This is a genomic window from Methylomonas sp. ZR1, from assembly GCF_013141865.1.
GTDB lineage: Bacteria > Pseudomonadota > Gammaproteobacteria > Methylococcales > Methylomonadaceae > Methylomonas.
Genome location: NZ_RCST01000001.1, coordinates 2,002,579 through 2,016,739 on the forward strand (window position 1 = coordinate 2,002,579; position 14,161 = coordinate 2,016,739).

13 protein-coding genes are annotated in these 14,161 nt (G+C 46.7%); all 13 read right to left on the minus strand.

Annotated features, from left to right (window positions below; genetic code table 11):
• Positions 1-5: 5 nt before the first annotated feature.
• Positions 6-872 carry an FkbM family methyltransferase gene (locus DDY07_RS09065; RefSeq protein WP_171695663.1) on the minus strand — a complete coding sequence of 289 codons (867 nt, stop codon included), beginning with the start codon at positions 870-872 and terminating at the stop codon, positions 6-8.
• Between the two features lie 175 nt (positions 873-1,047).
• Positions 1,048-2,337 carry a lipopolysaccharide biosynthesis protein gene (locus tag DDY07_RS09070; protein ID WP_171695664.1) on the minus strand — a complete coding sequence of 430 codons (1,290 nt, stop codon included), beginning with the start codon at positions 2,335-2,337 and terminating at the stop codon, positions 1,048-1,050.
• Between the two features lie 87 nt (positions 2,338-2,424).
• On the minus strand, positions 2,425-3,303 hold the full coding sequence (locus DDY07_RS09075) for a glycosyltransferase (protein WP_171695665.1): 879 nt from the start codon (positions 3,301-3,303) through the stop codon (positions 2,425-2,427).
• Positions 3,303-4,373 (minus strand): glycosyltransferase, encoded by a 1,071-nt coding sequence (locus DDY07_RS09080; protein ID WP_171695666.1) that lies wholly within the window; start codon positions 4,371-4,373, stop codon positions 3,303-3,305. Before DDY07_RS09080 ends, DDY07_RS09075 begins: the two co-directional genes overlap by 1 nt.
• 15 nt (positions 4,374-4,388) lie before the next feature.
• Positions 4,389-5,615: a glycosyltransferase gene (locus tag DDY07_RS09085; RefSeq protein WP_171695667.1), complete on the minus strand. Its 1,227-nt coding sequence runs from the start codon at positions 5,613-5,615 to the stop codon at positions 4,389-4,391.
• Positions 5,616-5,629: 14 nt separating this feature from the next.
• The gene (locus DDY07_RS09090; RefSeq protein ID WP_064038326.1) at positions 5,630-6,757 is read right to left on the minus strand and encodes a sodium ion-translocating decarboxylase subunit beta; all 1,128 of its coding nucleotides are present in this window, start codon (positions 6,755-6,757) and stop codon (positions 5,630-5,632) included.
• A gap of 142 nt (positions 6,758-6,899) precedes the next feature.
• Entirely contained in the window at positions 6,900-8,705 is a 1,806-nt protein-coding gene (gene oadA, locus DDY07_RS09095; RefSeq protein WP_171695668.1) for a sodium-extruding oxaloacetate decarboxylase subunit alpha, read from the minus strand.
• A 53-nt stretch (positions 8,706-8,758) separates the two neighbouring features.
• Positions 8,759-8,998, minus strand: a complete 240-nt coding sequence (locus tag DDY07_RS09100) for an OadG family protein (protein ID WP_036274151.1) — start codon at positions 8,996-8,998, stop codon at positions 8,759-8,761.
• A 188-nt stretch (positions 8,999-9,186) separates the two neighbouring features.
• Entirely contained in the window at positions 9,187-9,660 is a 474-nt protein-coding gene (locus DDY07_RS09105) for a peroxiredoxin (RefSeq protein WP_171695669.1), read from the minus strand.
• Between the two features lie 4 nt (positions 9,661-9,664).
• A complete protein-coding gene (locus DDY07_RS09110) occupies positions 9,665-10,189 on the minus strand; it encodes a glycine cleavage system protein R (protein ID WP_033156519.1) in 525 nt (174 codons plus the stop codon).
• 81 nt (positions 10,190-10,270) lie between these two features.
• Complete coding sequence (gene pgaD, locus DDY07_RS09115; RefSeq protein WP_171695670.1) at positions 10,271-10,705, minus strand: poly-beta-1,6-N-acetyl-D-glucosamine biosynthesis protein PgaD; 435 nt, start codon at positions 10,703-10,705, stop codon at positions 10,271-10,273.
• On the minus strand, positions 10,702-12,048 hold the full coding sequence (pgaC, locus tag DDY07_RS09120; RefSeq protein ID WP_171695671.1) for a poly-beta-1,6-N-acetyl-D-glucosamine synthase: 1,347 nt from the start codon (positions 12,046-12,048) through the stop codon (positions 10,702-10,704). The genes pgaD and pgaC overlap by 4 nt, the downstream gene beginning before the upstream one ends.
• Before the next feature lie 7 nt (positions 12,049-12,055).
• The gene (gene pgaB, locus DDY07_RS09125; protein ID WP_171695672.1) at positions 12,056-13,975 is read right to left on the minus strand and encodes a poly-beta-1,6-N-acetyl-D-glucosamine N-deacetylase PgaB; all 1,920 of its coding nucleotides are present in this window, start codon (positions 13,973-13,975) and stop codon (positions 12,056-12,058) included.
• Between the last annotated feature and the right edge of the window lie 186 nt (positions 13,976-14,161).

Sequence of the window (14,161 nt, forward strand, 5' to 3'; positions counted from 1 at the left end):
GCCTATTACCTCATCAGTCCCACACTATTTAAATAATCCGCAACACCCTGAGTGCATATTAAAAAGTTCTGATGATCGTTATTCCAAAGGCCAGACACCAAAGTTAAACTATTTTTAACTTCATCTATAGAAAAATATCTATAACTTAAACCTTCAAGCAACTTATTAATTTTATTTGCACTATCATCACTAATTATTTCCACCACGATTGACGGCAAGCTCGCTTTTAATTCAGGATACATCGACTCCAGAACTGAAAATTCATGCCCCTCAACATCGATCTTAATTAAATCAACATTTTTTAGCGAATACTTATTTTGTAAATATTGATAGGGCTTAACATCAACAACAACTTCAATAATCCTTGTATCTCGAGCAACCTCAGGGTGTAGTTTATATCTATTATCGTTAATAGATGTCATATAATTTAGTCTATCTTTCAGCATAAACATTGATGCGTTTCCATCATAATTTGACAACGCTATCCGTTCAACACTCACAGGAAAATTATTTTTTTTTATATTTAATTCCAATAACTCATAATTAATCTGTATTGGCTCGACCGCTATAATTTTCGCCGAACTGTTATTACTTTGAGAAATTAGACTAAATACACCAGTATTCGCTCCGACATCTAATATTAAATGAGCTCGTTTTGACAAAGCAGCCCAAATCTTAAGCGACTGCCTTTCCCATCGACCATAAAGACCATACTTATATAATTCAGATTCTATAAAGCTATCTTTTCTCCAAAACATTTCAATACACTTACCAGAACCATGATCATACAACTTTATAAATCTTTCTTTTTCTGGCTCACGATATTTCTTAAAAAAAATTGATAGCATTACTTTTATAAAACTTTTAATCATGTTTATTTTTTCTTAAAAAAGTTGCCTCAGTAAAATGTAAGCTATATGGTAATACCCCAGCAACAAATGCTTATCGACTAGTCACAATAAAAATAACGAAAAGCATACCATAATTTTTAAGTCACTTTCCATTATATAAAACTAACACGCCGACCGAAAATACGAAGCCGAATATTCAAATATTCACGCACTGTTTCTTTTTGATTAGAATAAAAATATAATATAAATTAAACTGCACTGCGCTTACAAGTACACCAACAACTGAAACTCCTAGAATACCATAGAGCTTTGATCCAAAATAATTTAGCGGCAAACTGATGCACGCAACAAACACACCGAATAAAACAGTCAGAAAAGTCATATTCCAGTATATAACATAATTACTTAATAAACCGGTAAGCCCTGAAATAATACATGTAATCATTGCATAAGGTAGAATCCGCAAGACACCTGAGTATTTTTCATCTATTATTTCAAAGAATATCGCCATAAAAAAACCAAACCATATAAAAAGCGCAATAGCAACAAACACTCCACCTAAAACTAGAAATGTTTTTTTTGTTTTAGCAAGATTCAGAGACACATCTTTTTCCTTTAAGAACAAAGGAAGCCAAACATTTTGGAATGCCGAAAAAACAATAGTAATTATATTCGCTAAAGTGAATGACAAATAGTAAACCGACAAATCAGCTAACGAGCAATATTTCTCAATAAAATATTTATCAGAAAAATTAACAAAAATTCCCAATATAGCTGAGCCCATTATTGGTAACCCAATTTTCAAAGCCTTCATTGCCACCCCCCAATTTACCTTAGGACGCATAGCAGCAACATAAGACCGAAAAAAAACTGTAAGTGCGAATATTTCACTAAATAAGTATGCTTTAGTGCGTATATCGGCATTATCCCCTGACAACCAGTACATTGCAGAGACCCCAACACCAGTACCAATTATAAACCGAGTTATATTGTATGATTGTTGCTTAGTAACAAACTCCTCCGCCATAAAAAAATACAATAACATACATGAGTAAACTGAGCTTATCATGCCAATTAATATCAACCATCTATAATGATGATAAGCAATAGATTTAGAAAATAAACTCTTAACAAGAACTTCATCCCAACCAAAAAAGTATAACGGGGTAACAAATATTATTAATAAAACAAATAAAATAATATTAATTGTGTATAGCAAAGACGACTTTTCTTCGCTACACAAACTATGATATAGCTTTATCTGGGAAACATATAATCCAAAATTAATAACTAGCCCAAAAGTGCCTATAACTGACAACACATAATTGAATACAGCATATTCATCTTGCGTCATCAAATGCAGATATACCGGCAGAAAAATTATCCCTGAAACTTTAACAAAGCTATCAACACTAAATAGCTTTATAAAACGCCTTAGAACAATGCTTTCTTTATACTCAAATACAAATTTGTTAAGAATTCTCAATTTGCCGCCAGCTATTACTCTAACACCGGTTTACACAAAAATAAATTAAAGAAAATAATATTTAATACATTAATTAATTGCTTTTAATTACCAAACAACATACCTCGCTCGATTAAATAAATATACAAGAAAATAGCGGACAAAATATAGCGCTACTCCTAGCTGGCATAGCCATGAAACAGGATAGTGAAACTTGAATAAAGTAATAACATCTCGCAGATTGCGATGGGATCTAGTGCTGGTCAAAGAATGCATAAATCCAAAAAATCTAAGCGTAGCTGGATTACTAGCCTGACTGGTGCTATGCGCATCAATATCCACGAATAAATGAGGCGCTACATTAAGCGAAATTTGCTGCTTTCTGGCACGTAAATAAAAATCATGGTCGGCACCATAATGCGGCAAGCGTTTTTCGTCGAACAAGCCTATTTTATTAAATACCGCAACGGGAACTAGCGCTCCCCTGCCACCAACGATTAGTTTGACTGGGATAACATCTTGGGAAAGCATCTTTGCGCTGAGTTGCTTGGGGCCAGCTATCGTAGAAAACCCCAACAAAAAGCAAGTACTTGGACTGATTGAAGTAATTTGTCCGCTTTGCCAATCGCGCTGGACTGGGGCGATGATGGCGTCAGGATGCGCTTCGGTCAATTTTACCAAGTGACCCACGGTATTAGGCGTCACATAGCAATCGTTGTTTAACAACATGACATAGTCCGCCCCACGCTCTATAGCTGTACGGATACCCAGATTGGTTGCGCCAGTCCACCAAAGCTCGGATGAGCCTTCCAAGCGAATTACGTGCGGAAAATCCTGGGCCAGTCCGATTTTTGTCGTGTCAGTAGTACCGTGATCGACTAGCAATATAGTGAATTCCTGAAATTGGCTAACCGCTAATGCCTCTAGACAATGTAGAGTCTGCGTGTAGCCATTGAAGTCGGTAATGACGATATAAAGATTTTTCATCAGACAAGCTTAGTCAAAGCTTCATAAAGTTTTTGGCCTATTGATTGCCAAGCCAACTCTTCTGGAAATAAAGCTATTTCCGGGTTTTGAAGCTGTGAGAGGATTGCTTTAGCCATATCGTTAGGATCAGGATCACAAATAGATGATGGTGCATCTTTAAAGATCTGTTCGTGATTGGAAACCCGTGTAGCTATAACTGGTTTTCCGCAAGCCAGGTATTCCGCAATCTTGCATGCGCCTGACATACTATTAAATGTGTCATCGGCATACGGCACGCATACCACGTCACAAGCCTGTATAAGTTTTGGTATGTCTGATTGTTCCAACTCACCAAAATAGTCTATCCACGGCTCGTCAAAGCATACATCCGTTACTCGTCCGGCCAATACAAGTCGCAAATTCGGCAGAGCCGATCTGGCTCGTCGACAGGCTTCGATCAGAAGCGGTCCTCGGGACGGCGTAATGGAACCGAAATAACCAACCAATGGAATATCGGTCACCAGTTTCATCGCCAGTCTGGCCCGTAAATGATCAACTTTATTGAATAAGGCCGTATCAACTCCATTTTCGATTAATAGGGCATTTTGGTTAAGTTGGGTAAGGACTTTTTGTAACAGAGGTTGGCTTGCACATAAAACCAAATCGGCTTTCTTAACCGTATGATCAAACAGCAAAGCGAGTCCTTTAAATCGGTTGATCCGAAAAGACGGGTAATAATCATACACATCGTAGACAAATGGCACTCCAAGTCTTCTTGCTATCCAAAGCCCTAGGTAACCAATGTAAATGTCGCCACTTGCGATGAGAACATCCGGTTTGGCAATACAAGCATTGCGATAGGCATCCAGAAGAAATCGAGGTATCTTGCTTGCCGTTGCTGGAATGGTATGAAAAGAAACACCCGCTTCGTTAACGCTTATTTCTGTGTTATTTCGATAGTCAATGGCATCAACAAAAACATCGCTACCATGGGTCACCCATTGTTTCGGCAAATGGTAAAGCCGCCCAAAGCGATCATGAATTAGATCTTTGTTGGTGTAATACCGCTTACACAGGAAGTAGATGTTCATTACCGCTTAACTACTCTATGACTGTCGGCTATAAATTGCGACAAACTTACTGGCGATCTCTTTCCAATCATAAGGTTCGGCAGCCAGCCTCCCAAATGCGCACAGTCCTTTTCTTAAAGTTTCATCCACCAATAGCTGCTCAATCGCCTTTGAAAGCGATTTTGTTTGCTTAGGATCAACTAACAACCCCGTTTTTCCATGCTCAATTATTTCGGCAACGCCACCAGTGCGCGTACTTATCACAGCAGTACCGCTAGCCATCGCTTCCAATAAAATTACACCTTGGCCTTCCGTATCGCCATTGCTGTCGACAATTGATGGAGCGATGAAAATATCAGCTGCCGCATAGTAGTCCGGTAAGATGGCGTTCGGAAATCTGCCGTAAAAAACCACCTTATCTTCAATCTTTAAATCAACCGCTAACATTTTTAAACGTTCACGCTCGACGCCATCGCCAATAATCCATAATTCAATGCGATCAAGTAGGTTTTTAGGCAAATCAGCAACCGCCACTATCAGATCGGCCACGCCTTTTTTTTCAACCAAGCGCCCGACAAATAACAGAATAATTTTTTGCGTATTGCTTGGCTTGAGTACCGCTTGAGCATTGCCGGCCGCAAATTTTTCATAGTCTATGCCCATGGGAATAATCTGCGGCTTGGGCAAATCCGGGCCTACGGCATCGGCAGTGGCTTCGGTGTTGCTGGTCCAAGCTGCGCAATGCTTTATGGTCCAGCGTTTGATAGCTCCTAAAACGCTACCTCGCAACGCAAAAGCGTCACCACCGTGCGCGGTCACCAACACCGGGATCTTGAACAGCTTGCCTAACAATACCGCTACCGTGCCTTGCGGGAAAATCCAGTGGGCGTGTATCAACGACGGCCGCTGGACAACCACTATCCAGGCCGCAGTAATAAACATAGACAGAATGAAAAAAGGCACCTGCAGCAACAACCAAGGAGCGGCTCGCAAGTTGGGTAAAATCCCGGAGCGGTAAGCTAACATTTGCCACTTACGCGGCCAAAAATAACGAAAATGGCGACAAACTATACCGTCAGGCTGCTTAGTTGCGTGTACTTCCGGATGATCCGGTGCGAGGATATAAAGATTAACTTTCTGGCTTGCCAGAGCTTCCGCCAAATAGCGTAAGAAAACCGAAGCACTGTCATCTTTATTGCGAGGATAACTTGATGTCAGCCAGAGCACCTTAATCGGCTGGTCCTTGGCTGACTGGACACTCATACAGAATTTTGGCGCTAACGAACCAAACTCAACAACACGCCCGCCGCGACTGCTGAGCCGATCACACCAGCCACATTCGGTCCCATCGCGTGCATTAACAAAAAGTTGTGCGGGTTACTTTCCAAACCAATTTTATTAGCCACCCGCGCTGCCATCGGTACGGCAGAAACACCGGCAGCGCCGATCAGCGGATTAATTGGCGTACTGCTGAAACGGTTCATGACTTTGGCCATCAGCACACCGCTTGCAGTACCGATAGAAAAAGCGACTGCGCCCAAGCCTAAAATACCTAGCGTTTCCATTTTTAAAAACGCCTCGGCGCTCAGTTTGGAGCCGACCGACAAACCCAGGAATATCGTGACTATATTGATCAATTCGTTTTGCGCGGTTTTGCTCAGCCTATCCACAACACCACTGGCGTTCATCAGATTACCCAGACAAAACATACCGACCAGCGGTGCCGCCGAAGGCAGCAACATGGCGGTCAATACCAGCAACATCAAAGGAAATACGATTTTTTCGGCCTTGCTAACCACTCTAAGCTGTTGCATTTCTATCCGCCGCTCTTGCTCGCTAGTCAAGGCGCGCATGATAGGCGGTTGAATCAAGGGTACTAATGCCATGTAAGAATACGCGGCCACCGCAATCGCCCCCAATAACTCAGGCGCCAATTTGGACGCCACATAGATCGCGGTCGGGCCGTCGGCGCCGCCGATGATGGCAATCGCCGCCGCCTGCTTAAGCGTAAAATCCATACCTGGAACGGCATTCAACGCCAACGCGCCGAATAGAGTCGCGAATATCCCGAATTGGGCGGCAGCCCCTAAAAACAAAGTTTTAGGGTTAGCCAACATCGGGCCGAAATCGGTCATCGCCCCGACGCCCATAAAAATCAGTAGCGGAAAGATGCCTGCCTTGATACCACCATATAGGTAATAAAGGATGCCGCCTTCGTCTATCATGCCGGCCACCGGAATGTTGCTCAGCACTGCGCCAAATCCTATCGGTAACAGCAGCAAAGGTTCAAAGCCTTTTTTGATAGCCAGATACAACAGCAAAAACCCCACCGCCATCATAATGACTTGCGGCCCGGTAACGTTATAGATACCCGTGCTTTCCCACAACAGTCTAAGATTTTCCATGGATTATGTATTCAATCGGTTGTTTGATCAGAATCGCCGCCATCGCACCCGCCAGCAGCGTGGCGCGAATCGCTGATCAGCGAATTACTTAGATCCCGGGCCTAAGCTAACGGCCCGAGACCACATTAAACGATAAGAAATATTACAAGGTGACCAATACATCGCCAACCGCCACGGAATCCCCCTGACGAACGTTTACCGCGCTGACGATACCGGCTACTTTGGCGCGGATCTCAGTTTCCATTTTCATCGCTTCCATAATCAAAACGACATCACCTTCGGAGAGATGAGAGCCTACATTGACATTGACTTTAAGCACCACGCCAGCCAGCGGGGATTCCACAACACCACTGCCGCTAACGATAGGCGCAGTGGCTGCCAACATGGGGCCGCTGTCCAAAACGGACTGTACTGTAACCGGTTTAACGACTAAGTCGGCACCGCCGGAAGCCACCGCTACGTGATAGTTTTTGCCGTCGACGTTAACAATGTAGGTCTCTGCGACCACGGCTTTCTGGGTAACGGCGGGCACTGACGCTGTCGCGCTCTCTGCTCCCGGTTTAGGTTCAAAAGCCTCCGGGTTACCGCGGTTTTGAATGAATTTCCAGCCGACTTGCGCAAACAAGCCATCAATAAGCGCATCTTCTTCAACGCTATCGGCCAGTTTCACACCTTCTGCCGCGGCTTTGGCTTTTACTTCGGCGACCAGTTTGTCCATCTCGGCTTCCAGCAAATCCGCCGGTCGGCATGTGATCGGTTCGGCGCCGTTCAGCACGCGCGCCTGCAATTCTTTATCGACTGGGGCTGGCGTTGCGCCGTATTCGCCTTTCAATACACCGGCGGTTTCCTTGCTGATCGTTTTGTAGCGCTCGCCGGCTAGCACATTCAACACGGCCTGAGTACCGACAATTTGCGAAGTGGGCGTGACCAGCGGGATGTAACCGAGGTCTTTACGCACTAACGGAATTTCCTGCAGCACCGCGTCAAAACGATCCGCAGCGCCCTGCTCCCGCAATTGGCTTTCCATATTGGTTAACATACCGCCCGGCACTTGCGATACTAAAATCCGGCCATCCACGCCTTTCAGGCTGCCTTCGAATTGCGCATATTTTTTGCGTACTTCTCGAAAATAGGCGGCGATCTTTTCCAGCTTGGCTAGATCCAGACCGGTTTCGCGCTTTTGGCCGGCCATGGCCGCCACTATGGTTTCGGTGGGGCTGTGACCGTAGGTCATGCTCAACGACGAGATGGCGGTATCGACATTGTCGACGCCGGCCTCAACAGCCTTGATGTATGTACCGACACTTAAACCGGTGGTAGCGTGGCATTGCATATGGATTGGAATCGCCACGGCGTTTTTTAGTTTGCTGATCAGCTCGTAAGCATCGTAAGGCGTTAACAAACCGGCCATGTCCTTGATACAGATAGAGTGCGCACCCATGTCCTCAATTTGCTTGCCTTGCTCGACCCACTTCTTGATCGTATGTACCGGACTGGTGGTGTAGGAAATAGTGCCTTGGGCATGGGCATCGGTATGTAGCACGGCTTTGATGGCGCGGTCGATATTGCGCATATCGTTCATCGCATCGAAAATCCGAAATACGTCTATACCGTTGACCACGCAACGCTCGACAAATTTATCGACCACATCGTCGGCATAGTGCCGGTAGCCCAAAATATTTTGCCCGCGGAACAGCATTTGTTGCGGGGTATTGGGCATGGCTTTTTTTAACAGCCGTAAACGCTCCCAAGGATCTTCGCCCAAATAGCGAATACACGCATCAAAGGTGGCGCCCCCCCAGGATTCGATAGACCAGTAACCGATTTGATCAAGCTGCTCGCAAATCGGCAGCATGTCTTCGATACGTAGCCGGGTCGCCAGAATTGACTGATGGGCGTCACGTAATACCACCTCAGTAATTCCCAGGGGCTTATTTACCTTTTCCACTCTTTTCTCCTAATGACGTTTTTGGGCCGAGCACTGTTACCTTGTGGGTATGATTATCCGTGTTTATGTTTTTTGCGGTACTGATGAACAGCGGCGGTAATAGCGGCGATAACAGCCTTATCGTTTCCTGCCACGACAGGTTGGTCCGAAAACTTGGCAGGCATTTCCGGAAAATAGCGGCGTACCAGTTGGGACATCACATTGATAGCCACGATCAACATAGCCAAAAATGCGTAGACCATACCCATGCCTATCAACATCAGCTCAATCCCTGAGGACAGCATTTCGTTCATGTGTTTCGTCCAAATGATTAAAAACTGTGTTCATTATCGCCAAAACCGCCGGATTAAACAATCCTGAGCGGGGCGCAGGGTTTAAGTGCCCTAGCCGGTGTAAGGCAAAACAAGATTATTAGACTGTCGTCTTAAGTAGTCTGACGCTAACTGAATAGCCTCATCAATAAGGGTGGATTGGCGCCGATTTATTCGGCAGCCGATTGCAAATAATCCAACACTTCGGCAATGTGGGTTTTGACCTGCGCCTTGCGCCACTCCTTGACCAACACACCCGCTTCGTCGATCAGGAAAGTGCTGCGCTCTATGCCACGCACTTGCTTGCCGTACATGTTTTTCATTTTGATGACATCAAATAAATTGCAAAGGCTCTCGTCCTGATCGGATAACAAATCAAACGGAAACTCTTGTTTACATTTAAATCCCTCGTGCATTTTCACGCTATCACGGGATACACCGAGGATAACGGCATTTAATTGATTGAACTGTTCGATATTATCCCTAAAGCCTTGACCTTCCTGGGTACAGCCGGGGGTGTTGTCCTTGGGATAGAAATATAAAACGACTTTTTTGCCGCGATAGTCGCTCAGTTTGACGGTTTTTTCGCCGGTGGCGGCAATTTCAAAATCGGGAACGGCGGAGCCGAGAGTAGCTAAAGTCATCAGATCACCTTTTAATGGGTTCGAGAATAGCGTCGATGTTCAAGCTGTCGCAAAAATCCAGAAACTCTTCACGCAACGATAAAATGCGCACTTCCGGCGGTACCAGCAATACATATTTGGTGGAGAACACCGGCGTGTTAAAAAACGCCGCTTGATGGCGGCTGGCAGTCACTTCTTCGATAGAAATGCCCCTGTCCAATAAAAACGATGTCACCGCGAACAGCACGTCGTTTTTATCCATGGAAATGGTTTCCAATGTGTAAGGCACCCCCTCCAATACTGGCGGGATTTCATCCGGCCGTAAAAAACTCATCTGAATTTCGAATCGAACTTTTATCGCTTCCAGCATACCTTCCAGCTTGGCGATATGATTCCAATTGCCGGCTATCAGCAGATAAGCCGCAGTGATTTGGGTCAGGTTGGACGTGCGCAGTTCCACGACACTGCATTGACAGGCACTCAGGGCCGAGAGGATTTCCGCGATAAAACCGTTGGACTTGCCGCCCAACACTGTGATTGCAAGTTGCATAATGTAAGTCCTTGAATACGCCTAGCGCAGTGTAACATCAACGCCGCGAAAAGCAGAACCGCAACCCAGCAATCCGGACTACTACGAATCTATCTCGGTAATCACCGCGTGATTATCGAAGTGCACGGTTACTTTTTTGCCGGCCCGAGCCTTCAATACCAAGGCTTCATCGACTTTAAACGCCACCGCCAACTGTTGATCAGTGACAGGCGCGGTCCGCTTAGGAGCGACGCTGGCATGCAACCAGGACAAATACAAAGTCCAAAACAACCAAATGCCGGCAATGATCACCACGATCTCGCCGTACAACTGCAACAATTCCAACAGCGTTTTATAACCCCCGAACCAGCGGATCTCGTCGGACAGGCTTTTCAAACCCATCAACCAGGCGCCGAGCGTAAACAGGGGCCACAAAAAGTACAACCAAAGCACCCAACTCAATACCGACATAAACGCCGAACCGCATTTTTGCGAGAAACTTTGTAGATGCGGTTGGTTGATGATGATGTCTTTCATTTCTGCCTCAAGCCTCTATCCAAGGTTACCCACACCGCCCGCTGGCCGCGCTTTTTGCGTAAAGCCTTGATGCAGCCGTTAATCGTGGTACCGACATTGATTAGCCAATAGACAATCGGATACCAAATCATCCAGTAATAATGCTGCGCGGAGCCGCCGCTCTTACGCTCGTAACTGGAATCGATAGTCAAACTGACGGCAAACTGAATCAAACAGGTGACGCATAACAACATACTGGTCCAATGCGGCGATAAATCTTCCAGCGCCTCCTGCGGTTCGCTACTAAGCCACTCGATCGGCACCAGCGCCAGCATCGCCACCACCAGAAACGCCCAGGTCAAACTGATGCAGCATTCCAGATACAGCGGCCACATACCACGGGAACGCCAGCTAAACAGCGGCCGGAAATAACGCAGCAAGACCTCAACTCCACCTTGCGCCCAGCGGCTGCGCTGCTTCCACAAGCCGTTTAGCGTTTCCGGCATCAACACCCAACACAAGGCATTCGGCTCGAAACGAATCGCCCAGCCGGCCAGCTGTAGCTTCCAGCTAATGTCGATGTCTTCGGTCACCATGTCAGGACTCCAATAGCCCACATCGTGCAAGGCAGTTTTCCGGAAACCGGCAATCACTCCGGAAATGGTAAATACATGCCCATAAGAACGCTGCGCACGCTTGATCATGCCGACGATAGCGGAAAACTCCCCAACCTGAATTTTACCCAGCAAAGTGGAACGGTTGCGGATACGCGGATTACCGGTCACCGCGCCGACATGCGGATCTTCCAGAAAATGCCGAACGATCCAGGCCGTCGCATTCGGCGCCAGCAAGGCATCGCCGTCAATGCCGATCAAAATTTCGCTATTGGCTAATAATGCCGCGGTGCGCAAACCCACCGCCTTGCCTTGATTGCTGGCTAAATTGACCACCCGAATTTGTGGGTGCTGGTCGGCCAGCTCGTGCAAAATTTCCAGCGTGTTGTCTTTGCTGCCGTCGTTGATCGCAATAATTTCGTAGTTGGGATATTCCTGATGCAGCAGATATTCGATGGTCTCCCGGACATTCTCGCCCTCGTTATAGCAAGGGATCAGAATCGACACGGACGGATATTCGGGTAACTGCGGCAGATCAGACAACACATTGCCGCGATTCCGCTCCCAACGCACGTAATAAATCATGCCGCCCAACATCCAGACATAGGCCATCAGCAACGGATAATAAAACACAAAGCGCGACAGCCATTCGTTGAACTGCCACCACGGCACTTCCTGCAAATATTCCAGGGCGATCAACCACCAGTCGATAAACTGCTGCACCCAGGCTTGGTCTAGCAAGTTTTCCATGTATCGTTTAATCCTTTCTCGAAACCGGGAAGAATTTTTTCAGCTCGGCCAACTTCGGCTGATCGTTAAACACATTATCCGGGTAATAACCGATATGCTTGGCGCCGTGTTTTTTCAATAACTCGAATTGCTCGGTAAACACCGGCATCGCAATATCCTGCTTGGTTTTCCAATTGACCGCCTGCAATTCGAACACCATCTTGTCCAGACCGTCCGGATATTGCGCGGTCTTTTCCACCAACTCTATCAACCACTGCTTGGGATTTTCCGCCTCTTCCATGAAAGGCATCGCTTCCACCGCCACGTAGTCGTAATGCTTTAAAAACGCCGGGAAAGACTGCGCATACCATTCTTCGCTATAAGGCTTTAGCAGCGGCAAAGAGTAAAAATTGCGGGCGGTTTTGATATAGGGCCGATAGAACCGGACTTTGTCGGTCAAATAATCGGTAAACTGACCGATCAACTCGGTTTTGTGCTGCGCCCAACGCAAGCGTAACTCGCTGGATGCGTGGATCTTGTCGAACTCGGCCGGCATGCCCCAGACGTTACGACTGAAGTCCATCGCCAACGGCGAGACGTCTTCAAAATCCGACAAAATCCCGTCGTCGTGAAACAGAATGCCGTTAAAGTCGCAATGCTTCGCCAGATCTTCATATATCTCGCCGACAAACTGCCGCGCTTCCGGGTTAAACGGCGACAACCGCGTGTAGATATGCCGGGATAGCTGCGGCTCGCCGTCGCGCCATTCCTTTACATACCATTTCAGCGGCACATCGGCTTTATAGGCCATGATCGGCATCCAGGCATACACCCTCACCCCTGCCCGAGTGCGCAATTGCAAGGTCACATGATTAAACATGTCCCGGCGCATCGGCAGATGCCGATTAGGGAAATACAGCTTGTCGGCATTACCGTCGCCGTCCGGGTCGGAATAGGCTTGCAGATAAACTGTATTAGCGCCGCTGGCTTTAATTCTCTCCACCACCAAAGCCAAATTCTTCTCAGTCTGCTCTTCGTCATCATCGTAGATGTAATCCATATCCACGTGCGCGACCCGCAATTCCTGGCCCACGCGCTGATTTTTGACGATTTCACCGAACTGTTTGGCGTTGACGTCGTCGGTGATCATCATCCGCTTCATCACATATGCATCGGCCAAAGTATTGGCACCGTCGTTCAAACCCATAGTCAGGCGCATGCCGGCCAATTTCGTTGCTTCCAGCGCGATGGCGTTATATTCGCCGTAAGGCCACACCATCACCCGCGGCCGCTTGCCCAGTATCTGAAACAAGCGCTCAGAGCTTTTATCCACTTCCTGGAAAATCCGTTTGCGATAGTCCTCGTCTTTCTCGTATTCATCGTACTCGTTGCTGTACAAACGCGAAGTGACTGCGCTTTGCTGATTGCCTTGCGGATTGGCGACGATGCCGTGATGTAAGTCATAGGTGTGCGAAGCAATCTCGACCAGACCGCTGTCCGCCACTTCGCGAATCTGCGCAGGCGTCATTAACGGTTTAACGCCGGGCACATTCTGCTGCTCCAGCCAAGAACCGACTACCGCCAAGGTGGCCGGATACTTGTATTTTTTCAGCAAAGGCATGGCCCGGGTATAAAAACTCAGGTAGCCGTCGTCAAAGGTCAACATCACGGCTTTAGTCGGCAACACCTTGTCGCCCTTCATGCAATCCAGCAAATCCTGGACGCTGATAACGTGATAGTTATTCTGCTTCAACCAGGCAAAATGATCGGCCAAATGGTCTTTATTGACCGCGATGCGATCAAATGGCGGCACCCGCTCTTCTTCTTCGAGAATGTCGTGATAATTTAATACCAGAAAGCTGGAGTTACCCGAATCGGCGGCCAGCAAGGGCCCTGACAACAAACAGAAAAAGACAAAAATTACGCGAGCAACAATGTGCATATTCATTAATTTAAGCGGGAAAAGAAACTGGAAACAGCTGGTTCTCAGTGTTAAAAAAGACCAGAATTGGCCGGCGCATTTTACCCGAATCATCAGGCTAGGCCCGTTTTATTTGTCCCTGCGACGCACTGTCGCAGGCCTAGGCAAACGTTAAAACCAACCTGCCACTGCGGCCTTCAATACCCGCTTAGC

Coding starts and splice junctions, on each gene's coding strand:
- pgaD (WP_171695670.1), bottom strand. CDS start 10,705: ATGAAAGACATCATCATCAACCAACCGCATCTACAAAGTTTCTCGCAA.
- DDY07_RS09075 (WP_171695665.1), bottom strand. CDS start 3,303: ATGAAAAATCTTTATATCGTCATTACCGACTTCAATGGCTACACGCAG.
- DDY07_RS09080 (WP_171695666.1), bottom strand. CDS start 4,373: ATGAACATCTACTTCCTGTGTAAGCGGTATTACACCAACAAAGATCTA.
- pgaC (WP_171695671.1), bottom strand. CDS start 12,048: ATGGAAAACTTGCTAGACCAAGCCTGGGTGCAGCAGTTTATCGACTGG.
- DDY07_RS09110 (WP_033156519.1), bottom strand. CDS start 10,189: ATGCAACTTGCAATCACAGTGTTGGGCGGCAAGTCCAACGGTTTTATC.
- DDY07_RS09105 (WP_171695669.1), bottom strand. CDS start 9,660: ATGACTTTAGCTACTCTCGGCTCCGCCGTTCCCGATTTTGAAATTGCC.
- DDY07_RS09100 (WP_036274151.1), bottom strand. CDS start 8,998: ATGAACGAAATGCTGTCCTCAGGGATTGAGCTGATGTTGATAGGCATG.
- pgaB (WP_171695672.1), bottom strand. CDS start 13,975: ATGAATATGCACATTGTTGCTCGCGTAATTTTTGTCTTTTTCTGTTTG.
- DDY07_RS09090 (WP_064038326.1), bottom strand. CDS start 6,757: ATGGAAAATCTTAGACTGTTGTGGGAAAGCACGGGTATCTATAACGTT.
- DDY07_RS09085 (WP_171695667.1), bottom strand. CDS start 5,615: ATGAGTGTCCAGTCAGCCAAGGACCAGCCGATTAAGGTGCTCTGGCTG.
- DDY07_RS09065 (WP_171695663.1), bottom strand. CDS start 872: ATGATTAAAAGTTTTATAAAAGTAATGCTATCAATTTTTTTTAAGAAA.